This window comes from Pseudoalteromonas sp. SG43-4, assembly GCF_014164325.1.
Lineage (GTDB): Bacteria > Pseudomonadota > Gammaproteobacteria > Enterobacterales > Alteromonadaceae > Pseudoalteromonas > Pseudoalteromonas distincta.
Window position 1 is genome coordinate 91,802 of sequence record NZ_JACJFB010000011.1, and the last position, 23,945, is coordinate 115,746.

Consider the following 23,945-nt stretch of genomic DNA (forward strand, 5'->3'; position numbering starts at 1 on the left):
CCTTAAGCCACTGCTGTTGTAACTTTTGGTTCAGCGCTTATAAATACACTGCCGTCTTCAATTTTTGCATTAAAAACCGGTAGGTGTATTGCTTCTGCTTCTAAACATTCGCCTGTTTCTAGGCAAAAGTGTTGCTTATATAAAGGCGATGCGACAACTAATTTATTGTCGACTGAGCCAATAATGCCACGCGACAATACATTGGCTTTGCCAATCGGGTCGTAGTTGCTAATGGCAAACACAGCCGTTGGATTTTGTGGAATGTAAAAAATAGCCACTTGCTGATTATTAACTAATGCGCATACGCCGCTATTAGCCACTAGGTTGTCGATTGTTCCAATATTATGCCAAGACATCAGCTTGCTCCTGTTCAACTTCCATTACTGGAATACGGTTTTGTGTATTACGTTGCTCACGTTTTTCGGCTTCTGTAGCAGGGCGAATTTGGTTACGCTCTTGCACAAACAAAATGTTGTCGTCGGTTTCGGGGCTATTAACAAACTGGCGGAATCGTTTGGCAGCATCTGGGCTTTCAATCGCTTTTTTCCATTCACACGCATAGGTTTGTGTAATTAATTCCATTTGCGCTTCTAGCTCGTCGCAAATGCCTAAGCTGTCGTCAATTACTACGCTTTTAAGGTAGTCTAAACCGCCTTCAAGGTTTTCCATCCATACCGACGTACGCTGCAATTTGTCAGCCGTTTTAATGTAAAACATAATTACGCGGTCAATGTATTTAATTAGTGTTGGCGTGTCTAAATCGGTCGCAAATAAATCAGCATGGCGAGGGCGCATACCGCCATTACCACACACGTATAAGTTCCAGCCATTTTCGGTGGCTATAATGCCAATATCTTTACTTTGTGCTTCGGCGCATTCGCGGGTACAACCCGATACCGCCATTTTAAATTTATGCGGTGCGCGTAACCCTTTGTAGCGGTTTTCAATTTCTATTGCGTGTCCAACGCTATCTTGCACACCATAACGACACCACGTACTACCCACACACGATTTAACAGTTCTAAGAGACTTACCATAGGCATGACCGGTCTCAAATCCGGCTTCTATAAGTCGCTCCCAAATAACAGGAAGCTCTTCTAAGCGCGCACCAAATAAATCGATACGCTGACCACCAGTGACTTTGCAGTACAGGTTAAAGTCTTTGGCTACTTGTCCAATTACAATGAGTTTGTCGGGTGTTATTTCGCCGCCAGCAATACGCGGTACCACAGAGTACGAACCATCTTTTTGCATATTTGCTAGGTACGTATCGTTAGTGTCTTGCAAACCAACATGAGCGGGCTCTAAAATAAAGTCGTTCCATGTTGAGGCTAAAATAGAGCCAATGGCAGGTTTACATATTTCACAGCCATGACCGCTGCCGTGTTTAGTTAGTAAGTCATCAAACGTTTTAATGCTTTCTACTTTTACCATGTGCAATAGTTCTTGGCGTGAATACGCAAAGTGCTCACATACATGGTTGTTAACTTCAACACCACGACTTGCTAATTCGTTATCAACAACTGATTTTAGTAACGCAGCACAACCGCCACAGCCGCTTGCTGCTTTAGTGCATGATTTTACCGAGGCTAAATCGCATGAGCCGCAATCGATTGCACCCACGATGTCGCCTTTACTCACATTGTGACACGAACAAATAGTGGCGGTGTCGGGTAGGGCACTGCCAGATAACGACGGCGCGCCGCCGCTATCTGGTAAAATTAAACACTCAGGGTTTTCTGGTAAGTCCATGTCGTTAAGCATGTACTGCAATAAAGTATCGTAGTCGCTGGTATCGCCAACTAGTACAGCGCCCAGTAATTTATCGCCTTTTTCACTTAGTATGATTTTTTTATAACAGCCGCGAATAGCGTCTTGGTATATAAGCTCTTTACAGTCAGGCGTTTTTGCATGAGCGTCGCCAATTGAGCCTACTTCTACGCCTAACAACTTAAGTTTAGTGCTCATGTCGGCACCTAAAAACTCAAGCTCGCCACCACTTAATTGGCTCGCTGCAACGCGCGCCATGTTGTAACCCGGTGCAACTAAGCCAAATAGTTTTTTGTCCCACAGGGCGCATTCCCCAATGGCTAAAATATCAGGATCAGATGTTTGGCATTGGTTATTAATAATAATACCGCCGCGCTCACCGAGTTCTAAATCAGCAATTTTGCCGAGTTGGTCATACGGGCGAATACCAGCAGAAAACAAAATTAGGTCTGTTTCTAAAAATGACTCATCCGAAAAATTTAATCTAAAGCGACTGGTTTCGCCTTTTACTATTTCACTGGTTGCCTTTGATGTGTGTACCGTTACGCCAAGTTCTTCTATTTTATTTTTTAGAAGCGTACCGCCTTGTCCATCAAGCTGAACAGCCATAAGCTGCGGTGCAAATTCAACTACGTGGGTATCAAGTCCTAGTTGCTTAATCGCATTTGCGGCTTCAAGCCCCAATAAACCACCGCCAATAACAACACCGCTTTTACTTACAGCGGCACTGGCTTTTATTTGTTCTAAATCTTCTAATGTACGATACACCAAACAATGAGGTTGGTCGTTACCTTTTATAGGCGGCACAAATGGAAATGAACCTGTTGCCAATATAAGCTTATCGTACGGGTATTGCTCACCAGTTAGCGTGGTTACTATTTTTGCTGTTCTATCAATGCCTTCAACCCACTGGCTGGTATGCACATTAATATTTAGTTGTTTATAGTTGTCGTGAGTGGTAAGTGCTAAATCGGCGGCTGTTTTGCCATCAAATACACTTGATAAATACACGCGATCGTATGCAAGATTTGCTTCTCCGCAAAGTACGGTAATGTCTGCGTTGGCATCGCTTTGGCGCATTTGCTCAACAAAGTGGTGTCCGACCATACCATTACCAATAATGAGTATTTTTTGGGAGGTTTGCATATGGCATTCCTTAAAGTGACGGTTTAAATACAAATAACAAAAAAGCCCGCCACAAATACGCATTAAGCATAATTGTGTGCGGGCTTCTTTGCCGATGGTTGCTAATAGCTATAGTGCCAACAACCTAAATTTTTGCCGTAAATAAAACTGGCTTGTTAATAGAGTGTTTGCAAAAACATAGCCAGTTTTTTAAGTTGTTGTTTAAATAGTATTTAATGCTTTTTTAGAGTGAATGAAAAACCCGTTTTGACATATGTTGGTGCGCGCCTGGCACTAAGAGGGTGCAAGTATTGTCATTGTATTGTGCATTATCAGTCAATAAAACACCCATTATCATTCATTGTGTATTGAGTTAAATTTAGCCCATAAAATACGCACACGAATTACAAGCAAAATGATAAACACAAATTCAATAGATGATTCCCCTTTTCACGAAGGCGAGTTGGCAATACAAGACAAACTCGGTAAACGAAAAATAATGGCAACATTTAGCAAACGTGGCGTGCGCTCATTTATGCCAGAGCAGCATAGAAAGTTTGTGGCTCAAAAGGTTACGTCGTTTATTCAGTTTTTATTTGAAAAGTTTGAAGCTAAGCCAAAAACAAAAAAGCCTAAAATCAGTTAAGTGATTTTAGGCTTTTTGGTGCAGGTTATTAAATTTATTTTAAAATAACCACAGGCACATCGCTGTTCTCGAGCATTTTAATGGTGTTACTGCCCACAAAAAACTGCCTTAGTTTAGAGTGCCCAAATGCACCCATTACAATTAGTTCTACATTATTTTGTTCTTTATATTGCATTAACGAGTCAAAAATATTGCCCTCTAAAAAGCTTGCCGACACTTCAAAGTCCATACTGATAAGCTTGTGCTGTGCGTTAACAAATTTTTCTTCAAGGTCTTTTTCGTTATTTTTAATACTCACTAAATGACAATGCAAACCATGTAACAAGCCGCCATCAATCACTTGTTGTAGCGCTTTGTCGGCTGTTTCGCGGCCGTCGTACGCAATCATAAATGATTTAGGCTGTTTAAATGTTTCAGGAATAAGCAAAATAGGTTGTGTTGCATTGCGCACTAAGGTTTCTATATGTGAGCCCAGCACCGCGAAGCTATTACTATGTCCAGCACCATTTTGGCCAATAACAATAAGGCGTGTATCGTCTTTTAAGTCTATAACGGTATCGAGCAAATCACCGTGGCGCTTAATTAGTTCAAAATTAGTAACACCTGCCGATTTAGCATGCTCACTTACTGAATTTAATAATTCGTCAGCCATTTTTAAACTTACTTTGCAGCGTTGTTCGTCAAGCTTAGTCATTTCATCAAGAAGTGTTGACTGTGCACCAAGCCCAATACTACCAGAGTAGTCGCCGATATTAGTTTGCTGCGTTTTTTCAATTGTATGCACAAAGCTAATTGGTTTATTTAGCTTTTTTGAAGCCCAAATAGCAGCATCGGTTACATTTTTAGTAATGGCTGAGCCATCTACATAGGTAATTATTTTAGTCATTGCATTCTCCTTAATGTCCGCCAAGTAGTTTTTCGACTTCTTCAGGGTTGTTATGCACACCAAATTTATCAATTACAGTTTCGGTTGCGCTATTCATACCAATAATACTAACCGTTGCGCCTTCACGCCTAAATTTAATAACCACCTTGTCGAGTGACGATACACCAGTTATATCCCAAAAATGTGCATGGGTTAAATCAATTACCACGTTAGAAACCGCATTTTTAAAATCGAACGATGCAATAAATTGCTCAGCTGAGGCAAAAAATACTTGGCCAACGACTTCATAGGTTATTTTATCGTTGCTTTCATCATGCTTGGTTTTAACCACCATAAAGCGACCAATTTTATTGGCAAAAAACAACGTAGCTAACAACACACCAACTAAAACGCCAATGGCTAGGTTATGCGTGGCAACAACCACAATAACGGTGGAAATCATCACTACATTTGATGAAAGCGGGTTCTTTTTTAAATCCTTAACAGATGTCCACGAAAACGTACCAATCGATACCATAATCATTACCGCAACTAAGGCTGCCATAGGAATTAAACGCAGCCACTCATCTAAAAACACCACCATGATGATTAAAAATGAGCCTGCAATAAAGGTAGAAAGCCTGCCGCGACCACCCGATTTAACATTAATAATTGATTGCCCAATCATAGCGCAACCCGCCATACCACCAAATAAGCCTGCGCCAATATTAGCAATACCTTGGCCCTTACATTCTTTATTACGATCGCTCGTTGTATCAGTTAAGTCATCAACAATAGTGGCGGTCATCATTGACTCAAGTAAGCCCACAACAGCAAGACCAATTGAATACGGTAAAACAATTTGCAGTGTTTCGAGTGTTAGGGGGACATCGGGCCATAAGAATATAGGTAGAGTGTCTGGTAGTTCGCCCATGTCGCCAACGGTTCTTATATCAAGACCCAAAAATATTGAAACCAGTGTAATAACAACAATACACACTAAAGGAGAGGGAAGTATTTTGCCAATAGTTGGAATATACGGAAATAAGTAAATAATACCTAAGCCCGCTGCGGTCATCGCATAAACATGCCAAGTAACATTAGTCAGCTCAGGTAACTGCGCCATAAATATTAAAATCGCCAGCGCATTTACAAACCCTGTTACAACAGAGCGCGATACAAAGCGCATTAATTCACCGAGCTTTAAAAAGCCTGCAAATATTTGTAGTACACCAGTGAGTAAGGTAGCAACCAGTAAGTATTCCAAACCATGGTCTTTAACCAGCGTTACCATTAACAGTGCCATTGCACCGGTAGCCGCCGATATCATGCCAGGACGTCCGCCTACAAAGGCAATAATAACCGCAATACAAAATGAGGCGTATAAACCTACTTTTGGATCAACACCGGCAATAATAGAAAAGGCAATCGCTTCAGGTATTAGGGCAAGCGCCACAACAATACCAGCAAGCACATCGCCACGAACATTAGAGAGCCAATCTCTTTTTACGTGATCAAACATGTAATAAACCTAATTAGTTAGTTTCCCAAAGTATAGGGGAGTATTTTATTTAAATAACAGTGATTCTCGCGCAGGCGGCGATTAAGGTTGCACGTAACGTGCTGATGAAAAAGGGGAGTGGTTGCCTAGGGCGGCGTAAGTTTCAAGAAAAAAGCTCCTTTTGATTAGTTTATATTAATAATGCGGACGAATTATAAACATCACATATATATTAGCAATATGTTATTTGGCCTTAAAGACCAAACATTAATTTAATTATGCATTTGCTTATTTAAAACTCAAATGTAAAACCAAACTCTCTTAGTTTTTCGTATACGTTTATATCAAAACGGTACAAAGTAGCAGCTCGGTGAGCTACGTTGGTTTGTTTTTCTTTGCAGTTTATTAGTAAGTTCATTTTTTGGAACTTACGTCTAAAGTTAGGCTTATTGAGTGATTTATTTAAAATCGACTCGTAAATTCCTTGTAGCTCAAGCAAGGTAAACTTTTCAGGGAGCAGGCTAAAACCAATCGGCTCGTGCCTTACTTTATAGCGTAAGTAATCTAAGCCACTTTTTAAAATGTCGGCGTGGTCAAACATTAAAGGGAGAACGTTATTTACATCAAACCATTCACATTCTAAAGCATTGTCGCCGCTCACAAGATTGGTTTCTTCAAAGCGTACGAGCGAATAGTAAACAATGGTTATAATACGTCTAGCAGGGTAGCGGTCAACGTTACCAAACGCACCTAACTGATCTAAATAAAGGTTTTCAACACCGGTCGTACTTTTAACAACACGCAGAGCTGCTAACTAATGGTGACTTTGAAGCCGGTCTTGATTCATGGCAATCACGAGGCAGTGCTACTATTTCACTTGAAACAACCCAAGCTCACAGCGGGCAAAACCTATAATGTATCTGCGTGGGTTAAGTTATCTGACGATAACACAGCGGTATCGCCAGGAATTAAACTTACACTGCAAATTGAGCATGCGAGCACTGAATACCTCGAGCTAACCACTGTTACAAACGTAGTTGCAGGCGATTGGGTAAAGCTTTCGGGCACTTATACCCATTCAATAACAACCGAGGAAAGTGCGGCTTTACTTTATGTGGAGTCAAACGAACTGACTGCTGATTTTCATGCAGACGACGTATCGGTCATTTTGGTAGAACAATAAACCAAACTAAAAGTAATTAACCCCACATTTGATAGTCTGTATTTTTATACAGACTATCAAATGTGGGGTTTCATAAAAAGAAGTGCACTATGCTTTTATATTAGTAATGAGTATCGCTTTAAAGCGACATATACCGTCATTATAAATACATTAGCACGATAACGCCGGTGCGTGAAAAGCTATATTAGTTTGACTCAAATGACGAAAGTTTCTTTTGAACGTTATTTCGCAATACATCGTCTATGTACTCATTAAATGCCTTATTACCGGTTATCACGGGGTTTCGTTGATCAGATTTACGATTTTTTAATGTATTAATTTGATTAATTAGATCATGTGAAAACGGGTGGTTTGAGATACTTCCATCAACATCGTTTTTGTTTGCAATTTTTTGAAAATAATTTAAAGAGTGCAAATAAGTTTGATTTGCTTCTTTAGTATCCGGTAAACCGGTACCTCCCCAAAGTGCAACTGTATGAGGTATGCCATTATCTGTAACAGGTATTATCAAAGACAACCCACCAGGCGTATGTCCTGGTGTAGCAAGTACAGTTAAATTAGTTTTACCTAAACTTATTTTTTCGCCATCGATAACTTGGGTGTAAGTGCTAGGTAATGGTATTTCGGTAGAAAAGTTACCGAAAGGATCAGTTAATACAGGTGCATTTGGATTATGGATGTAGTCCCACTCATTTTTTCTCATTAAAATTTTAGCGCCATAATGTGATTCAAAGTAGTGAGCGCCACCATAATGGTCGCTGTGGCCGTGAGTAACTATTACGTATTTAATATCTTCAGGATTTAAGCCTAACTCTTTTAGTCCAGGAACAATCACATGTTTGGCATCGTGCGGAGTCCACATGGTATCGATTAAAATAATGCCCTCAGTTGTAGTGATAACAAAAGTGCCTACGCTGATATATCCTACAAAATAAAGGTTATCAAATAGCTGAGTGGGTTCAACAACAGTGGTATTGAACAAATCACTAGAGGTTAGCGAGGAAGGTAATTTATTTAATCTAGTACTTATTTTATCTTCACTCAATTTTGTAATATTACCGTTATTTGATGTTGTGCAGCCGCTCAGTAAGTAAGTTATTACTGTAATCGAGAAAATGCCTAAAAATGTTTTTTTCATATTTTACACCTTAGTTAATTAGGCATATTAAAAGCCCAAGTAATAAACTTTAGTACGCCGTTTATTTAATTATTAAATACAGGGTATGAACTCAAAATTAAAATTTAATGGATAAAACAACCTTAGCCTTTGTTTGTTTAGAGATCGAGTTTGTTATCTTTATTCTAAATGAGAGATGCGAAAGCATTAGTCATTTTGTAAATGAGGGTTTGAATAACGATAGAAGCGAATATATCGTTATTCATTGTATTTAAAATAGCTCTAGGTTACTTACTATCCTAGGCGTTTATATCATTGACTCGGTTAATTATGATATTAATTAAAAAAGCACATAAAATAACGGCAGGTATTGCATTGGCAACACTGTCGTAAACTACATGAAAAAATGTTGCACCAGCCATAATAACTAACAAACCACTTGCAGCTATAATGCTTAGTTTTTTTATCCAAATAGCAACAGCACCTGCAAGTTCACTTGCACCAATAAAATAGCCAAACCAAGCAGGTAAACCCATGAGTGCAAAAGATAAGTGCATTTGCTCAACTCCTGCTAGTTTTGCAGAGCCTGCAGCTATAAAGGCAAGTGTTGTTAATCCTAGTGATGTATACATAAAAATTCTTTTTACTTTTGTGCTCATGTTATTCCCAACTTTAATAAGAGTGATTTAAGCAGATGCTTAGCTTTTGACGTTAGAATAATCACAGCTCTTATTAATTAATATTGAATGTTTTTTTATAAGATATAAACTTTAGCTTTACATGTTTGGCGTAAATTATGAAATTAGAACAGCTTAGTATGTTTGTTACTGTTGCTCAGGTTGGATCATTGAGTGAAGCAAGTGCTCTTTTACACAAAACTCAACCAGCTATAAGCCAAGGTATTAAGCAACTAGAAAATACCCTTAACTTTGCCTTATTTAGTCGTAATGGTTATCGGTTAGAGCTTACCAGTGCAGGAAAAACTATGTTTCATAAGGCTATGAAATTGCTAGATGATGCAGCACAACTTAAACAAGTTGCACACCACATAGCACAGGGGAACGAGGTAAGTATAACGATTGCAATTGAAGCATCATTTAATTTAAAAGGTATTTTACCATTACTAAAAAATATGCAAAATCAGTTCCCTGAAACTCAAATAATAATCAGGCAAGAGTACATAACAGGTGCAATTGAAGCCTTACTTGATGGCGGTGCCGATCTGTGTATAACACCAACAATGGAATTTTCTGCACAAGAAGAGAAAATTGAAAAGCATTTGTTAAATAGCGGCTCATTAATCAATGTAGCTTCCCCTTTGTTGTTAAAACGAAATCCAAACCTAAGGCAAGCCACTGATTTGTTGAACGAATACCAAATAATTGTGCAGGACTCAGGCACTGGTTCAAAAAACATAGAGTGGGGTGTACAGCAAGGTCAGCGACGATGGTATGTAAATGACTTTCCAACTAAAAAAATGCTTATCGAAAGTGCAATGGGTTGGGGCAAATTACCAGGTTATTTAGCTGATGAAGGTATTGCAAATAATACTCTGAAAATGCTGTCACTTAGTGATGTGCAAAATATAACGCCTCTAAAATATTACATTATTAAGAAAAGGGGAGAAGTGTTGGGACCTGTAGGAGAGGCCGTGTGGGAGCAATTTAAAAACTATCAGATATAACAATTACATATATGTGAAAAACGTATTTAAGTGTTTATATTGAGGTAATTTTGCAGCTTGTAAAATTAACGAAGGATTGGTTGTTGCATCAACCGGTTGTAGGGCTTTGATTGACTCTACATCGCCACTGTCGGCAACGACCGTGGTTACTTTTTTGAGTTGTTCTAACAAGTTCATAATGATGTACGCCTCGGCTTTAAAACCGAGGCGATGTCCTTATACGTAGCGGTTAACAATATTCTCAAGCAGCTCTTGTCGGCCAGAAACTTGCTTAGGATAGATGTTGTTTTCGTGTACTAACGCAGCAAGGCTCTCAAGTGATTGTTCACCTTTTAAAATGCTTTGGCCTAGGTCTTCTTTCCAACCTGCGTAACGTTTTTCTACAAAGTCAGAAAGCTCGCCGCCTTCAATCATTGCTGCTGCATTGAGTAATGCTTTTGCCATCGTATCCATACCACCAATGTGACCGATGAATAAATCATCGCGTTCACACGATTGACGACGAAGTTTAGTATCAAAGTTAAAGCCACCGGTTGTAAAACCGCCATTCTTTAAAATTTCGTAAACGACAAGTGTTCACTCAGCTACATCGTTAGGGAATTGATCTGTATCCCATCCGTTTTGCATATCACCACGGTTAGCATCAATACTACCCATAATACCTTTAGCGCAAGCAACGGCAATTTCGTGGTGGAAGCTATGACCTGCAAGTGTTGCGTGGTTTGCTTCAATGTTTACTTTAATTTCGTCTTGTAAGCCGTGCTTGTGTAAAAAGCCTGCAACCGTTGCTGTATCGTAATCGTACTGGTGCTTAGTTGGCTCTTGTGGTTTTGGTTCAATTAATAATGTGCCTTTAAAACCAATTTTTTTCTTGTGTTCTACAACCATTTTCAAAAAGCGTGCGTACTGCTCGCTTTCTTGCGCAAGTTCTGTATTTAGTAGTGTGTCGTAACCTTCACGACCACCCCAAAGTACGTAGTTTTCGCCGCCTAAACGATGCGTAATTTCCATTGCATGTTTAACTTGCGCTGCTGCATATGCATACGTATTAGGATTAGGGTTTGTTGCACCACCGGCACAAAAACGTTTGTTTGAGAACAAGTTAGCAGTACCCCACAGTGGCTTTACACCAGTGCGTTGCATTTCTTTTTAGATAATGTTAGCTATGTGCGTTACGTTATCGAGGCTTTCTTGTAGTGTTTTGCCTTCAGGGGCAATATCAACATCATGAAAAATATTTGTATTTAAGTTTTTACACGAAACCAAAGGCAAAGAGCTTGAACAAATGAAAGGGTAAATATTACCCCTTTAATAAGCGCCAAAACTATTGTAATAGTTTGGCGCTTATTTTATTTATTTTCATATCTACAATGAAAAAGAGTGCTTATATTCATTTTTATTTTTCTATAAAAGACTCCTAATAGATAAAGTTATATTTAGGAGTCATTAATTTTCTAACTTGCACCGCAATAGTACCTTACATAAATTATGCTGGCTAAGTGGCCTTAATAATAGTTACCCTATTTGTATGGTTGTTTTAGCAAATTTAAGAGGTTGTAATTTAGGTTTTGCAAAACAATAAGCAAATGTCAGTGGACCTACTCTGCCAATCAGCATAAGTAAAATTATTATTAGCTGGCTTGGCATACTTAAATTACTAGTAAAATCACGAGATAGCCCTACAGTGCTCAATGCCGAAATTACTTCAAAAGTAATATCTAAAAGAGACGCTTGCTCGATTTTACTCATAATCATGATGCTTAAAAAAGCCGTAAATAAGTATAAAATTACAACACTCAATGCTTTTATCACAAGTTTGTCGCTTAGCTCTCTGTTAAATATGGTTACCTGTGGTTTTTGGCGTAAATAACTATACATAGCAAGTAGTAAAATAACAAAAGTTCCTATTTTAATGCCGCTTGCTGTACTTACCGAACCGCCACCTATTACCATTAATAACAATGTAAGCAATGTCGAGTCGGAACTGAGCTGGCTAATAGGTAAAGTATTAAAGCCTGCAGTACGTGGTGTAACTGCTTGAAACCAAGCAGCAATTACTTGCTCGTTAATAGGTAGGTTGGCAAGTGTGGCTGGATTTGAATATTCAAATAAAAAAATAAGCAAAAATGCACTGCAATTTATTACAGCACTTGCAATTAATACAATACGTGTATTAGTTGCTAATTTATGCCAGCGACGTTGTTGATATATATCTATTAAAACGGTAAACCCTAAGCCACCGATTATAAATAATGCACTGATAATAAGATTAACAGATACATCACTTTTAAAAGCCATTAAGCTATTACTGTCGAGTGCAAACCCGGCATTGTTAAAAGCCGAAATAGTATAAAATAGACTTTGATAGGCGCTACCCGCAATACCATAGTCATCTACCCAGCTAATAAAAAGTAAGCAAAATGCTATAGTCTGAATTATTAGCGAGTAAGTTATTACACATCTAGCTACATGGATCACTCCATTTAAATCGCTTGTATCGAATGCTTGGCTTGCAAGTAAACGTTGTTTTAATCCTAAGTTTTTACCAATACTTAAAAATGAAATAACGGCTACGGTCATAAAGCCGATTCCTCCAATTTGAATAAGTACCATAACAACACATTGCCCAAATGTGGTTAGCGCAGTACCTGTATCAATAACAACTAAGCCTGTAACTGTAACCGCAGAGGATGCAGTAAAAAAAGCTTGAATAAAGCTAAGCGATTCAACACTTGCAAAAGGTAATAGTAATAAGCAAGTGCCTAAAATAATGAGAGCAAAAAAACCAGCAGTTAAAATTAAAGGGGGGTTAACAGGCCTTTTGAAATTTTTTAAACGGCGATTAAATTGCTTTGGAAGTACGTGTGCTTGCCAGTTAATCATAAAGCTTTAAACCGTTTGGTGAGTTTTGTTAGGTAATGTTTAGAGCCCAGTAATACAAGGCTATCACCATGGCGTAACTCGGTGTCGAGTGTTAGGTCTGTATTGAAATTATCATCTCGGCGTAAGGTGAGCGGTTTTATATCTGAGTTACGCTCTTTTAGAAGCCAGCCAATATTGCGCCCTGATAAATGTAAATCTATGGCAAGCTCAACAATAAATGTAGATTGTGTAAGCGCAAAGTACTGGTTAACCATAGGGTAGTTAAGTGCATGTGCTACTCTGATCCCCATTTCTTCTTCGGGGTGAATAATACGAGATACGCCAAGTTTACTTAAAATTTGATGGTGACTTTTAGAGCACGCCTTAACCCATATTTGTTTAACACCAAGGTTTTTTAAATGCAGCACGCATAAAATACTCGCTTCTATGTTTTCACCAATTGCAACTAATACAGCTTGGCAGCTGGTTAAGTCGAGTCGAGCAAGCTGTGTTTCATCACTAGCATCTAAAATGACAGTGTAATTTAACTGATTAGCAAACGTGTTAATGGTGCTTTCGCTTATATCGGCTGCGCAAACGTGATGCCCCTGATTAGCAAGCTCAAGCGAGGCGGTAACACCAAAACTACCTAATCCAATTACTGCAAACTGTGCCATGTGCGTTCCTATTTAAAAAATACTACATAGCAAAGACTATGGAATTTTAAAAAAGAGTCACCCCATATCAATTAAGCTTTATAAACATTTAACACTACAGCCAAAAATCTTTATAAAAACTTTATACACAACGTATTAAAAAGCAGTAACCTATAAAAAGAGAATTTTATGGGAGTGCACAAATGGGTATTAATAAATGGCTTAAGCCGCTTTTATTAACAACAATTGCGCCTATTTTTATTGTGCTGGCTATTTTTCCAGTTCGAGAGTGGCTAACGACCACCGACATTGTCATGTTGCAATTACTTTGGGTGGCATGGGTTGCGGTGCGTCAAAATGCAGCCTTAGCGGGGATTACAACGTTAGTTAGTGTGGCATGTACCGACTGGTTTTTTGTACTGCCGTACTTTACATTTCATATCGAAAAAATTGAATACTTAGTCACTTTTACTGTCATGCTTATAGTTGGCTTGATGATAAGCAAATTGGCGGGCGAGCTAAGTAAAAACGTTCGTGATACCCAGTTACATGCCAGCAATACACGATGTTTATATGAGTTAGCTAAGGCGCTTAATGGGCTTGATGATATAAACGCTCAGCGCCAAGTATTTACAATATCGATTAAAAACCATCTAGATATTACACTTCGTTGGAACAATAATACAATGGATAATGGAGAGTACTTTAATATCGAACAAAACACACAATGGGGCGGCTTTATTGCAGATGCCGAACTTAGTCCTGAAAACCGTGCATTTATAGATACGGCACTGTCTTTGTTGTTTCAGGTCCACGAAAACTCAAATCTTAGAAACCAGTCGGCATCGATGAAAGTACAAGCAGAGTTAGAACGTGCTAAAAACGCATTGCTGCGTAGTTTATCTCATGATCTACGCACGCCTTTGGCTACTATTATGGGCTCATCAAGCATGTTAGCTGACGAAAATATTGAGCTGAGTAAGGCATCAATTACAGAACAAGCAAAAAATATTTATGAGCAAAGTGAAATCTTAAATCAGCATTTTAATAAAGTGATGGAGCTTAGCCGGGTAAATAAAATAGGAGAGCAGCTAGCATGGCAAGCTATAAACGTACATACACTTATTACTGAGGCTAAAGCACGCAGGCAGCAGCAATTAAGTGGTTTTAACTTAGCGTTAGTCTTTGATAAAGCCACTTGTTGTATAGGTGATATAACACTTTTAGAAATCGCGCTTGCGAATATATTCGAAAACGCGGCACGTTACGGTGATGGAGCGGCGACAGTGGACTTTAATACTGAGCGAATTGCTAATATAACACACTATAAAATAGCCGTAAGCAATCTCATAGTTACTCATCCAAGCAGTTCGGATGAAGGAGTTGGGCTTGGTAGCGTAATTTGCGATGTAGTTGCTCAGTTTCATCAAGGCGAATTTGTATTAGCTATTGATGAGCTGACCCAAGTAGCCACAGCAATACTTAGCTGGAGTGCAAAGAATGATTAATGTATTGGTGCTAGAAGACTCACCTGCACTGCAAAGTTTTTTAAAAACATTACTAGGTGCCAGTGGCTATAACGTATCAATTAGTGCGAAAGGGCTTGATGGTTTTTCATTAATGAGTGAGCAAAGCTTTGACTTAGTGTTACTTGATTTGGGTTTGCTTGATATGGATGGACAGGCTTGGTTACTTGAAGTACGACAATGGAGCCAAATACCAATATTAGTGCTTTCGGCTCGCGATGGCGAGGTGGAAAAAGTTACAGCCCTTGATAATGGGGCAAACGATTATATAACCAAACCTTTTAGTGCAAACGAACTTCTGGCAAGAATGCGTGTGCTACTAAGAGTAAATACACAGCCCAGTTTGGCACTGCAATGCGGTAACATCATTATAGATCCGCATAAGCACACAGTTACGCTTAACAGCAGCGATGTAAAGCTCACTAATAAAGAATATAAAATTTTGCTTATGTTATTTCAAAATAAAGATAAAGTGCTTACTCATAATGCTATTTTAAGTCAGGTATGGGGGGAGCAATACATTAATAGACCTGAGTATATTCGTGTACATGTAGCGCAACTAAGACAAAAGCTTGAGGTAAACCCTGCAAGCCCTATTCATATCTTAACTGAGCCAGCGGTAGGTTATAGATTAGTTGGGTAGGCACTAAAAAATTATCGTCCTAAATTTAGCTATTTAGGACGATAAAGTTACACGTTTTCTAGTTTCGTTCCTTTGGTTTCTGTTACTAAATAAATAACAAAAAGCACCGATATTAATGCAAAAAATGCATAGAGCGAATATGCGAGTACAAGCCCTCCAGCGGCTAGCAATATGGGAAAGGTAATAGTGACTAAAAAATCATCCAGCCATTGAGCAAGCCCTGCAACCCCTAAGCCTAATCCTCTCATGCTATTTGGAAATATCTCGCCGAGCATTACCCACATTACGGGACTCCATTAAAGGTTAAAAAAGAATACATATAAGTTGGCCTTTACAAGAAAACCAAAGCAGCCAAATCTTGATTACATACAAAAAATTAGTAATAACCGCTCATGGACATAGCCGAAGTTGATATAAAAGCCAAACGTTCAGCTAGCCCAATATAAAGCGCATTAAACCTGCTCTACAGAGTAGTGCTCTCTTTATTTCAATGTGAGATACCCAAGTTAGTAATACTTATATAATGCGGCTTTTTCATGTGGCTGCATTAATCAATAAGCAATTGCTTAATAAGGCAACCTGCTTAATTCAGGAATTTAATATGAATACCTTAAAACGAATTCGCTTTATCATTGCAATGTTTATGAGCATAAGTATTTGTGCGAACGGGCAAGACTCAGCTGAACTTAATGAGCAAGCAAAAGCCACACATAATGTGATTGCAAAAACACAATTAGGGCTTGTTAAAAGGGTGTCTGCACTAGATACAAAAATGCCAGTTAATAAATTTTTGGGGATCCCTTATGCACAAGCACCTATTGCTAATTTACGCTGGCAGGGACCTAAAAGTGCGACTCAGTGGCGAGACGTGCTTGATGCAACTCAATATGCCCCTGACTGTATGCAAACCACATTTCCTGGTGATTCGGCGCCCCTAAAAGGCTCATTGAGTGAAGACTGCCTTTACTTAAATATATGGGCACCAGCACAAGATATCACTCAAAAGCGCCCAGTTATGGTGTGGATACACGGTGGAGGCTTTGTCAATGGTGGTTCGTCAGCGGCTATTTATAGTGGTCAGTCGTTTGCCGAATCGGGCGTTGTATTTGTTAGTTTTAACTACAGGTTAGGGCGTTTTGGTTTCTTTGCTCATCCTGGGTTGAGTGAACAAAGCAAAAATACACCGCTTGGAAATTACGGCTTAATGGATCAAATCGCGGCCCTAAAATGGGTTAAAAATAACATTACCCATTTTGGTGGAGACGCTGATAATGTAACACTTTTTGGTGAGTCAGCTGGTGGTCGCTCGGTGAATTTTCATATGTTATCGCCCCAATCTAAAGGGCTTTTTCACAAAGCGATTGTGCAATCAGGGGGTGGTAGAAGTGATTCGACAGAGACGGTCGTATACTTAAATAAAAAAGGCACTAAAGGTAACCCTTCAGCTGAGGATGCTGGCATTCAATTTGCGAGAAGTGTGGGAATTAATACCAATGATATAAAAGCACTCGCAAAACTACGTGCTTTACCTGCAGAAAAGGTATTGAGCGGTTTGAATATGATGAACGCAAATACGCCTACTTACAGCGGGCCTATGATTGACTCATCTATTGTATTAACAAGTGACGAGGAGGGGGTTGCTCAAGCTCTACAAACAAAAGTTCCACTTTTTATTGGCAGTACGGATTTTGAGTGGGGATTTTTAAAAGACTACAATCCGAAAGGTGCTATTGCAATAGCCACAGAAACGCTCGAATCAGTGAACAATAAAGCTCAGTTTACTAAAGCGTATGCGCCATTTGTGCTAGCTAAAAATGGGGAGTTAAATTATCCACTGCTAGGCTCTATGATATTCGGTGATAAGCGTTTTGTAGAACCTGCGCGCTATATTGCAAGCAAAGCGAGTATGAGTGAACAGCCTACATGGCTTTATCGTTTTAATTACGTCCCTAGCCACTTAAAAGGCAAAGTTGATGGCGCATACCATGCCACTGAAATACCTTTTGTATTTAATACTCTTGCGCAAAATCCGTTAACATCGCAAAACGATTTTAAAATTGCCAGTGTAATGCACGCTGCATGGGTAAGGTTTGCTAAATACAGCAACCCGTCACCTAAGCAAGGCATTGCTTGGCCTAATTACAATGCTAAAGATAATAGAATAATTGAATTTAACGAGAACGGAAGTGAGGTAAAACAAGACCCACTTGAGAATCGCTTAAATGAGATAACCAATCTAATTAGCCAATAAACATTTATAGAGCCCGTATATATACGGGCTTTTATTGGCATAAATATTAAATTTTCATAACTAAAATTTATATTTTTAGAGCGTGTTGATATGTGTTTATTAAAAAATTAAACAAAGCATGTTTAGTGCATTTTAAGCATGATATTAGATTTTAATGTATTAACCATTTGGTCCGTCTGTTAGGCTGATTCAGTATGCTAAAGCTGCATATGTGCCATTTAAATTAAACTCAAATACCACACAATAGCATTAAATCAAGGCGCAAACCCTGACCAAAGCGTTGCTGTTTACTTTTTAATTATTACGAAAAATTTCATTGATTCAGTAAAATTGTAGCTAGGTAAGCCGTATTTATTGGGTAGCAGACATGGCCTTAACGATTCAAATACATAGCTTATAGCTTAAAAGGAAAAGTTTAGGAGGCATATTATACAATTTGAATTCAATTGTTTTGATTCTGTGAAAGTTAAATTTCAGCAGCAAATCACCTCCAGATAAAATGTTGCCACTGAAATGTATGTTGTTTGGGTTAAATTTGTTACATATGGCAACCCATCACCTTATTTTACTCAAAATTTGCCACTACTTTCAGCGATAAAGAATGAAATTATTGAATTTAATCAGTTTTGGTAAGCTATCAAAAACGATCAGATAGTTAAGCTTTTAAACGATATAACTAAGTTAGTTAACTAATCGTATATATTAATAAATAAAGCCCATGTTACTAATATCATATGAGCTTATTATTTTAAGGGAACTTGTTTAAATTTTCTCGTATGGCATTCCCACATATTGGATTGCTATTACTTTTTTACCTTCTTCATAATTTAGATGAAAATCAAGGTCGGATGCCATGAATCGTTCAAGCGTTTTAGTCTCGTTTTCATTCATGTTGTCATCATCGTATTCATGCAGCATGTTTGACATCCACCATGAGAATCGCTCGGCGTGCCATACTCTTTTTAATGCTATTTCGGAGTATTTGGCTACCGCATCAGGTTCCTCACCATTGTATGTCTTATCTAGCAATTTGCTGAGGGTGGATACATCAGATGCTGCCAGATTAAGACCTTTAGCGCCTGTAGGTGGTACAATGTGAGCGGCATCGCCAACTAAAAATAAGCGTCCATCTTGCATTGGTTCACATACAAAGCTACGCAGAGGGGCAATACTTTTTTCAATGCTGGGGCCGGTAATCAGCATCTCAGCTACGTCTTCAGGTAAGCGTTTTTTAAGCTCAGTCCAAAATTCATCATCAGACCAATCTTCAATTTTATCAGTTAATGGCACCTGTAAATAATAACGTGAACGGGTTGAAGAGCGCATACTAGCTAAAGCAAAGCCTCGTTTAGTTTTACAGTAAATAAGCTCATCAGCAACGGGGGGAGTATCGCTAAGTAACCCAAGCCAGCCAAAAGGATAAATACGTTCAAATTCGTTACGTTTTTCTTTAGGGATAGATTGTCGAGAAACGCCATGAAAGCCATCGCATCCAGCAATATAATCACAGTCTAATTTATATTTAATACCATTTTGTGTAAACGTTACAAATGGGGAGTTTGAACTTTGCTCATGAATGGCAACATCACTAGACTCATAATAAGTCGTTGCCCCTATGTTTTGGCGCGCTTGCATTAAATCACGGGTAACTTCTGTTTGCCCGTAACACATAACGGTGCTGCCATTTGTAAGTGCCTTTATATCGATTCGATGACGTTGACCATAATGTGCTATTTCAAAGCCATCGTGAATGTGGCCTTCCTTTTTCATTCGCTCATCTACACCAGCTTCTGCTAGTAGACTCACTAATCCTTGTTCTAAAATACCTGCACGAATACGACCTAAAATATATTCGCCTGATGCGCGCTCTATAATTATGTTATCGATCCCCTTTTTAGCTAGAAGTTGACCGAGTAACAATCCAGAGGGCCCAGCGCCAATGATTGCTATTTTAGTTTTTAATGATTGCATTTTTATACTCGTTGAAAACATCGTGTTCTTTTATATTGCTCATTAGTTAATGTTTAAACCATTCACAATTGATGTCATCTGTTGTACTTTTGAGTCAAAGTTAATTTGAGTACACGTGCACATGAATAAAAAAATTCCATTTTATGACCTATACGGAGAGCCGTTTATTCGCCAAGAGCCAGGTGCTGTTCATGTTGAAGATATAGCTTATCGAAGCAGTGAGCTTAAATGGGAGATATCACCACATCGTCATAATAAGTTAGTTCAAATTGTAATTGTTTTTAATAACTCTTGGGCTGCGAGGTTAGATGAAAGAGAGTATCAACTGAATGGGGATTGGGGGGTAATTATTCCGGCTGGTGTTGTACATGGCTTTCATTTTAAACCACGCACACAAGGCTTTGTAATTTCAATAGACGACAGTTTTTTAGTAAGCAATTATGGTGAGACTAGCCTGAATCAATTGTTATTAAAGCCATTAACGGTTGAGTTTGAAAATGCAGCACGTTTAGTGCATTTAAAGCACTACATAGAGCTGCTAATGTATGAAATTAATTATAATGAATTAGGTGCGCCTATTGCCGTTGAGCAATTGCTAAAATTGATATTATTAAATATTTTTAGGCAAAAAAACACTACTCTTTTGGCAAGTAACGCCCGCAGTCGAGAAACAGAAATAGTCGTTAATTTTAGAAGCTTAATTGAGCTAAATTATACCTCACATATGACTATTCCTGACTACGCTGAGAAGCTACATATATCTACTTCAAAGTTAAACCGTATTTGTAAAAGTTTATTAAATGATTCTCCCAAAGCAATTGCTCATCAACGTCTGATCACTGAGGCAAAGCGACGTTTAATCTATACTACACAAACAATCGACGAAATAGCGCTTCATTTAGGATTTAAAGATAGCGCGTATTTTTGCCGTTTTTTTAAGTTAGCCACTAATACAACCCCAACATTATTCAAGCAACAGTCGAATATTAACTAGCTCGATTAAAGCATGCGCGTATTGTTTTTAATTATTGTTAAAAAACGCGATTGCATTTGGGTAGGCTGCCAGTCTTTTCGTATCGTCAGTCCTATACTACGGTCAGTATCGGGCAGTGTCATCGGGCAGATAGCTAATATTCCTGTTTGTACTTCTATTTCAACTTGCTTGGCTGGCAACAAGGCCGCTCGAGAACTGTTTAATAAAATACCGCGCGCAGCAACTTGCGAGCTGCACTCTATTACATGGCTTGGTGGTGGTAAACCTCGGCTAACAAATATGTTACTAAAAACCTGCCACGCGGGTGTGCTTTTGTTAGGTGCTACCCAATCAAGTTGCTGGAGCTCTTTTGTTGATATTGTTTGGCGGCTTGCCAAAGGGTGTTGAGCATTTACTACAACACAAAGTTGATCTTTAAATAATGGAATTTGTTCAATATCATTATGTTGAGCAGGGATGCGTAATGCACCGACAATGATGTCAATTTCACCATGAAGCAAGTTAGCTAGCTGCTCTTGGTATGGACCATCTATAATACTTAGCTGGGCATCAGGAAATTCATTATTTAAAGCAATAATACTCAATGGCACAATAGCTGAGCGTGCCAATGGTAAGCTTCCTACTTTTAGAGCACCATCCATTTGTCCATTAAACTCCCTCATTTCATAAATACCTTGGCGTAATTCAGAGAAAAACAGCTTTGCAAAACGATTTAGCAAGTTTGCCGTCCAAGTAGGTTCAATACCCACGGGTGAACGTACCGCGAGGTCCTTTTTACATAGTTGCTCTAAATCTTTGATGCTGCGGTGTAAGGTGGGTTGCGACAAATTAAGTTTATTGGCTGCAGCGGTGTAGTTTTTCATTTGTACTAAGTGTATGAGTGCTACTAATTGCTTTGAAGTGACAGAGCGATTAAAGGCATCTTGCTTATGTTTATTATTAAAAATAACCCTCGAAAATTCATCCAAATACTCAAATGCACGTTCAACCCGGTTTAGAAAAAATATACCGCTTGGCGTCGGTGTCATCCCCGAGTGGGTCCGAATAAATAGGACTTGATTAAGTTCGTTTTCAAGTTTTTTAATGCCTTGGGTGAGTGCCGACTGGGTTAAGTGAACAGTATTAGCTGCCTTGCTTAACGACATTAAGTTCTTTATATACAAGGCGCTTAACAAATGTCTATTGTTAAAATTCATTTTTATTTAACTCACACATTAATATTTGATTACTACCACTATAGAAAAAACTAATGTCCTTTGACAGCTTTTTAAAGTTCTTTATATAGCTGACTTCAATATACTCATTGCATCAATAGCGTTTAATTATAAATAAGGTAAATAGTATGGCTGTGTGTATTACAGATATAGCGCGCCCTAATAAAGAGATATTAGAAAAATACCAAAATGCTGAAGTTGCAACGGTACATGAGGCACAAGGTCGCGTTGGCTTATTAGCCAGCTATATGAAGCCTATTTATCGCTTTGCTCGTATTGCTGGCAGTGCAGTAACATGTGAAGTGGCTCCTGGCGACAACTGGATGATTCATGTAGCTGTAGAGCAATGTCAGCCAGGTGATGTACTTGTTGTTACACCTACGAGCGGGTGTATTGACGGTTTTTTTGGTGACTTGTTGGCAACTTCATTACAAGCGCGAGGCGTTAAAGGTTTAATTATTGATGGTGGCGTACGCGATATCGCAACACTGACTGAAATGGGCTTCCCGGTTTGGTCTAAAGATGTTTATGCGCAAGGTACAGTTAAAGAAACCATTGCAAATGTCAATGTGCCAGTTGTGTGCGCAGGGGCTTATATAAAACCTGGAGACATCATTGTTGCTGATGATGATGGCGTTGTTGTTGTTGAACAAAGTCGTGGTGAAGAGGTTCATGAAAAAGTCCTGAAACGTGTTGCTAACGAAGAAGACAAGCGAAAGCGTTTAGCTTCGGGTGAGTTAGGTTTGGATATATATGCTATGCGCGAGCGTTTAGCAGCTAAAGGCTTAACTTATATAAAGCAAAGTGAGGATAAGTAAATGCACGCGGCTATTCCTTGCTCAATTATGCGCGGTGGTACCTCTAAAGGGCTTTATTTTTTAGCCAGTGATCTTCCGAGTGATTCCTCAAAGCGCGATGAATTACTGTTACACATAATGGGGTCGCCTGACACAAGGCAAATTGATGGTTTAGGTGGTGCGCATCCTCTCACCAGTAAAGTGGCTATTGTTGAAAAATCAATGCGAGCAAATACTGATGTGGATTACCTTTTTTTACAAGTTGTAGTTGATAAAGCGGTGGTGAGTGATACACAAAATTGTGGCAATTTACTCGCCGGTGTTGCGCCATTTGCAATTGAGCAGGGCTTAGTGAATGCAAAAGAAAAAACAACCGATGTACGAATTCATATGCTAAATACTGCAGCCTCAGCTGTTGCACGCGTTCAAACTCCTAATGGCAAAGTAAGCTATAAAGGGGAGGCCGTAATCGACGGTGTACCAGGTTCAGCAGCGCCTATCACGCTCGACTTTCTAGATATAGCGGGTGCCAATTGTGGTGCACTTTTTCCTACGGGTAATGCCATAGATGAAATTAATGGGTATTCAATAACCTGTATTGATAACGGCATGCCGGTGGTTATTTTAGATGCTAGCGAGTTTGGTTTAGTGGGTGATGAGTCGCCTAATACACTCGAAGATAATACCGATTTAAAGCAAAAGATTGAAGTTATTCGTTTAATCGCGGCTAAGATGATGAATTTAGGGGATGTAACTAATAAAACGATTCCAAAAATGTCTTTAGTAAGCCCTGCAAAAAATGGTGGGGTAATTAACACTCGAACATTTATACCCCACCGTGTTCATGAGGCTATTGGGGTGTTAGGCAGTGTGAGCGTAGCAAGTGCATGTGTTTTAAAAGGTACAGTAGCCTATAGGCATGCTAACCAAAACTTTATTGATGGGGAGTTTGATATCGTTGTTGAGCATCCAACGGGTCAGTTTACTGTTGAAATGCAGGTATCAGGTATCGCTCAACTGAGCACTTATAAAATACATCGTTCTGCGCTGTTAAGAACCGCGCGCTTATTAATGGTCGGCTTAGCAATGGCTTGATCGACTACTAAAAGATAGTTTCAATAATACTCTCAGCAGGAGACA

Annotated in this window: 20 protein-coding genes and 3 pseudogenes; 9 read left to right on the forward strand and 14 right to left on the reverse strand. The window is 38.9% G+C overall.

The features are described 5' to 3' along the window. Nucleotides 1-2: 2 nt before the first annotated feature. Nucleotides 3-356: a nitrite reductase small subunit NirD gene (nirD, locus tag H5160_RS12260; RefSeq protein WP_182693842.1), complete on the reverse strand. Its 354-nt coding sequence runs from the start codon at nucleotides 354-356 to the stop codon at nucleotides 3-5. Further along, nucleotides 343-2,916 carry a nitrite reductase large subunit NirB gene (nirB, locus tag H5160_RS12265; RefSeq protein WP_182737632.1) on the reverse strand — a complete coding sequence of 858 codons (2,574 nt, stop codon included), beginning with the start codon at nucleotides 2,914-2,916 and terminating at the stop codon, nucleotides 343-345. Before nirB ends, nirD begins: the two co-directional genes overlap by 14 nt. A 394-nt stretch (nucleotides 2,917-3,310) precedes the next feature. Between nirB and H5160_RS20450 the strand changes: the two genes are divergently transcribed. After that, nucleotides 3,311-3,541, forward strand: a complete 231-nt coding sequence (locus H5160_RS20450) for a hypothetical protein (protein WP_024596345.1) — start codon at nucleotides 3,311-3,313, stop codon at nucleotides 3,539-3,541. Nucleotides 3,542-3,575: 34 nt separating this feature from the next. On the opposite strand, the gene H5160_RS12275 is transcribed toward H5160_RS20450, so the two are convergent. The 3 genes from H5160_RS12275 to H5160_RS20455 all read right to left on the reverse strand — a co-directional run bounded on the left by H5160_RS12275 (nucleotide 3,576) and on the right by H5160_RS20455 (nucleotide 6,568). Further along, complete coding sequence (locus tag H5160_RS12275; protein ID WP_024596346.1) at nucleotides 3,576-4,427, reverse strand: universal stress protein; 852 nt, start codon at nucleotides 4,425-4,427, stop codon at nucleotides 3,576-3,578. A gap of 10 nt (nucleotides 4,428-4,437) precedes the next feature. Beyond that, nucleotides 4,438-5,928: a SulP family inorganic anion transporter gene (locus H5160_RS12280; protein ID WP_182737633.1), complete on the reverse strand. Its 1,491-nt coding sequence runs from the start codon at nucleotides 5,926-5,928 to the stop codon at nucleotides 4,438-4,440. Between the two features lie 271 nt (nucleotides 5,929-6,199). After that, nucleotides 6,200-6,568, reverse strand: a complete 369-nt coding sequence (locus tag H5160_RS20455; protein WP_310736672.1) for an NrtR DNA-binding winged helix domain-containing protein — start codon at nucleotides 6,566-6,568, stop codon at nucleotides 6,200-6,202. Between the two features lie 216 nt (nucleotides 6,569-6,784). On the opposite strand from H5160_RS20455, the gene H5160_RS12290 reads away from it, so the two are divergent. Beyond that, nucleotides 6,785-7,090 (forward strand): carbohydrate binding domain-containing protein, encoded by a 306-nt coding sequence (locus H5160_RS12290; RefSeq protein WP_253947683.1) that lies wholly within the window; start codon nucleotides 6,785-6,787, stop codon nucleotides 7,088-7,090. A 184-nt stretch (nucleotides 7,091-7,274) separates the two neighbouring features. Here the strand turns inward: H5160_RS12290 and H5160_RS12295 are convergent, their stop codons facing one another. Then, a complete protein-coding gene (locus H5160_RS12295; RefSeq protein ID WP_024594959.1) occupies nucleotides 7,275-8,228 on the reverse strand; it encodes an MBL fold metallo-hydrolase in 954 nt (317 codons plus the stop codon). Between the two features lie 278 nt (nucleotides 8,229-8,506). Beyond that, the gene (locus H5160_RS12300; protein ID WP_240915869.1) at nucleotides 8,507-8,839 is read right to left on the reverse strand and encodes a DoxX family protein; all 333 of its coding nucleotides are present in this window, start codon (nucleotides 8,837-8,839) and stop codon (nucleotides 8,507-8,509) included. A gap of 164 nt (nucleotides 8,840-9,003) precedes the next feature. On the opposite strand from H5160_RS12300, the gene H5160_RS12305 reads away from it, so the two are divergent. Next, nucleotides 9,004-9,891: a LysR family transcriptional regulator gene (locus H5160_RS12305; protein ID WP_002962592.1), complete on the forward strand. Its 888-nt coding sequence runs from the start codon at nucleotides 9,004-9,006 to the stop codon at nucleotides 9,889-9,891. Nucleotides 9,892-9,918: 27 nt separating this feature from the next. On the opposite strand, the pseudogene H5160_RS12310 reads toward H5160_RS12305, so the two are convergent. The 4 genes and pseudogenes from H5160_RS12310 to H5160_RS12325 all read right to left on the reverse strand — a co-directional run. Continuing rightward, a pseudogene (locus tag H5160_RS12310) lies at nucleotides 9,919-10,071 on the reverse strand (transaldolase family protein); the annotation flags it as partial. A gap of 36 nt (nucleotides 10,072-10,107) precedes the next feature. Then, a pseudogene (gene xylA, locus H5160_RS12315) lies at nucleotides 10,108-11,124 on the reverse strand (xylose isomerase); the annotation flags it as partial. Nucleotides 11,125-11,406: 282 nt separating this feature from the next. Further along, the gene (locus tag H5160_RS12320) at nucleotides 11,407-12,774 is read right to left on the reverse strand and encodes a TrkH family potassium uptake protein (protein ID WP_101163049.1); all 1,368 of its coding nucleotides are present in this window, start codon (nucleotides 12,772-12,774) and stop codon (nucleotides 11,407-11,409) included. Next, nucleotides 12,771-13,430 (reverse strand): TrkA family potassium uptake protein, encoded by a 660-nt coding sequence (locus H5160_RS12325; protein ID WP_024596486.1) that lies wholly within the window; start codon nucleotides 13,428-13,430, stop codon nucleotides 12,771-12,773. The genes H5160_RS12320 and H5160_RS12325 overlap by 4 nt, the downstream gene beginning before the upstream one ends. Before the next feature lie 182 nt (nucleotides 13,431-13,612). Between H5160_RS12325 and H5160_RS12330 the strand changes: the two genes are divergently transcribed. Continuing rightward, entirely contained in the window at nucleotides 13,613-14,917 is a 1,305-nt protein-coding gene (locus H5160_RS12330) for a DUF4118 domain-containing protein (RefSeq protein ID WP_182711649.1), read from the forward strand. Next, complete coding sequence (locus H5160_RS12335) at nucleotides 14,910-15,578, forward strand: response regulator (RefSeq protein ID WP_101163047.1); 669 nt, start codon at nucleotides 14,910-14,912, stop codon at nucleotides 15,576-15,578. Before H5160_RS12330 ends, H5160_RS12335 begins: the two co-directional genes overlap by 8 nt. A 47-nt stretch (nucleotides 15,579-15,625) precedes the next feature. On the opposite strand, the pseudogene H5160_RS12340 reads toward H5160_RS12335, so the two are convergent. Further along, a pseudogene (locus H5160_RS12340) lies at nucleotides 15,626-15,916 on the reverse strand (MFS transporter); the annotation flags it as partial. A 263-nt stretch (nucleotides 15,917-16,179) separates the two neighbouring features. On the opposite strand from H5160_RS12340, the gene H5160_RS12345 reads away from it, so the two are divergent. Then, a complete protein-coding gene (locus H5160_RS12345) occupies nucleotides 16,180-17,829 on the forward strand; it encodes a carboxylesterase/lipase family protein (protein WP_182737635.1) in 1,650 nt (549 codons plus the stop codon). Nucleotides 17,830-18,591: 762 nt separating this feature from the next. Here the strand turns inward: H5160_RS12345 and pobA are convergent. Further along, nucleotides 18,592-19,800 carry a 4-hydroxybenzoate 3-monooxygenase gene (gene pobA, locus H5160_RS12350; RefSeq protein WP_182737637.1) on the reverse strand — a complete coding sequence of 403 codons (1,209 nt, stop codon included), beginning with the start codon at nucleotides 19,798-19,800 and terminating at the stop codon, nucleotides 18,592-18,594. Nucleotides 19,801-19,921: 121 nt separating this feature from the next. Here pobA and H5160_RS12355 point away from each other — a divergent pair, with 121 nt between their 5' ends. Next, nucleotides 19,922-20,794 (forward strand): helix-turn-helix domain-containing protein, encoded by an 873-nt coding sequence (locus tag H5160_RS12355; protein WP_182711652.1) that lies wholly within the window; start codon nucleotides 19,922-19,924, stop codon nucleotides 20,792-20,794. A gap of 5 nt (nucleotides 20,795-20,799) precedes the next feature. On the opposite strand, the gene H5160_RS12360 is transcribed toward H5160_RS12355, so the two are convergent. Beyond that, entirely contained in the window at nucleotides 20,800-21,939 is a 1,140-nt protein-coding gene (locus H5160_RS12360; protein WP_259395096.1) for a LysR family transcriptional regulator, read from the reverse strand. Nucleotides 21,940-22,136: 197 nt separating this feature from the next. On the opposite strand from H5160_RS12360, the gene H5160_RS12365 reads away from it, so the two are divergent. Continuing rightward, nucleotides 22,137-22,826 (forward strand): 4-carboxy-4-hydroxy-2-oxoadipate aldolase/oxaloacetate decarboxylase, encoded by a 690-nt coding sequence (locus tag H5160_RS12365; protein WP_182737640.1) that lies wholly within the window; start codon nucleotides 22,137-22,139, stop codon nucleotides 22,824-22,826. Next, entirely contained in the window at nucleotides 22,827-23,900 is a 1,074-nt protein-coding gene (locus H5160_RS12370; RefSeq protein WP_182737642.1) for a 4-oxalomesaconate tautomerase, read from the forward strand. Nucleotides 23,901-23,945: the final 45 nt, after the last annotated feature.

Excerpts from the sequence above, each read along its gene's own strand:
- pobA (WP_182737637.1), bottom strand. The coding sequence starts at position 19,800 with ATGCAATCATTAAAAACTAAAATAGCAATCATTGGCGCTGGGCCCTCT.
- H5160_RS20450 (WP_024596345.1), top strand. The coding sequence starts at position 3,311 with ATGATAAACACAAATTCAATAGATGATTCCCCTTTTCACGAAGGCGAG.
- H5160_RS12280 (WP_182737633.1), bottom strand. The coding sequence starts at position 5,928 with ATGTTTGATCACGTAAAAAGAGATTGGCTCTCTAATGTTCGTGGCGAT.
- H5160_RS12275 (WP_024596346.1), bottom strand. The coding sequence starts at position 4,427 with ATGACTAAAATAATTACCTATGTAGATGGCTCAGCCATTACTAAAAAT.
- H5160_RS12335 (WP_101163047.1), top strand. The coding sequence starts at position 14,910 with ATGATTAATGTATTGGTGCTAGAAGACTCACCTGCACTGCAAAGTTTT.
- H5160_RS12300 (WP_240915869.1), bottom strand. The coding sequence starts at position 8,839 with ATGTATACATCACTAGGATTAACAACACTTGCCTTTATAGCTGCAGGC.
- H5160_RS12330 (WP_182711649.1), top strand. The coding sequence starts at position 13,613 with ATGGGTATTAATAAATGGCTTAAGCCGCTTTTATTAACAACAATTGCG.
- H5160_RS12295 (WP_024594959.1), bottom strand. The coding sequence starts at position 8,228 with ATGAAAAAAACATTTTTAGGCATTTTCTCGATTACAGTAATAACTTAC.
- H5160_RS12345 (WP_182737635.1), top strand. The coding sequence starts at position 16,180 with ATGAATACCTTAAAACGAATTCGCTTTATCATTGCAATGTTTATGAGC.
- nirD (WP_182693842.1), bottom strand. The coding sequence starts at position 356 with ATGTCTTGGCATAATATTGGAACAATCGACAACCTAGTGGCTAATAGC.
- H5160_RS12305 (WP_002962592.1), top strand. The coding sequence starts at position 9,004 with ATGAAATTAGAACAGCTTAGTATGTTTGTTACTGTTGCTCAGGTTGGA.
- H5160_RS12360 (WP_259395096.1), bottom strand. The coding sequence starts at position 21,939 with ATGTCGTTAAGCAAGGCAGCTAATACTGTTCACTTAACCCAGTCGGCA.
- H5160_RS12370 (WP_182737642.1), top strand. The coding sequence starts at position 22,827 with ATGCACGCGGCTATTCCTTGCTCAATTATGCGCGGTGGTACCTCTAAA.
- H5160_RS12325 (WP_024596486.1), bottom strand. The coding sequence starts at position 13,430 with ATGGCACAGTTTGCAGTAATTGGATTAGGTAGTTTTGGTGTTACCGCC.
- H5160_RS12320 (WP_101163049.1), bottom strand. The coding sequence starts at position 12,774 with ATGATTAACTGGCAAGCACACGTACTTCCAAAGCAATTTAATCGCCGT.
- H5160_RS12355 (WP_182711652.1), top strand. The coding sequence starts at position 19,922 with ATGAATAAAAAAATTCCATTTTATGACCTATACGGAGAGCCGTTTATT.
- nirB (WP_182737632.1), bottom strand. The coding sequence starts at position 2,916 with ATGCAAACCTCCCAAAAAATACTCATTATTGGTAATGGTATGGTCGGA.
- H5160_RS12365 (WP_182737640.1), top strand. The coding sequence starts at position 22,137 with ATGGCTGTGTGTATTACAGATATAGCGCGCCCTAATAAAGAGATATTA.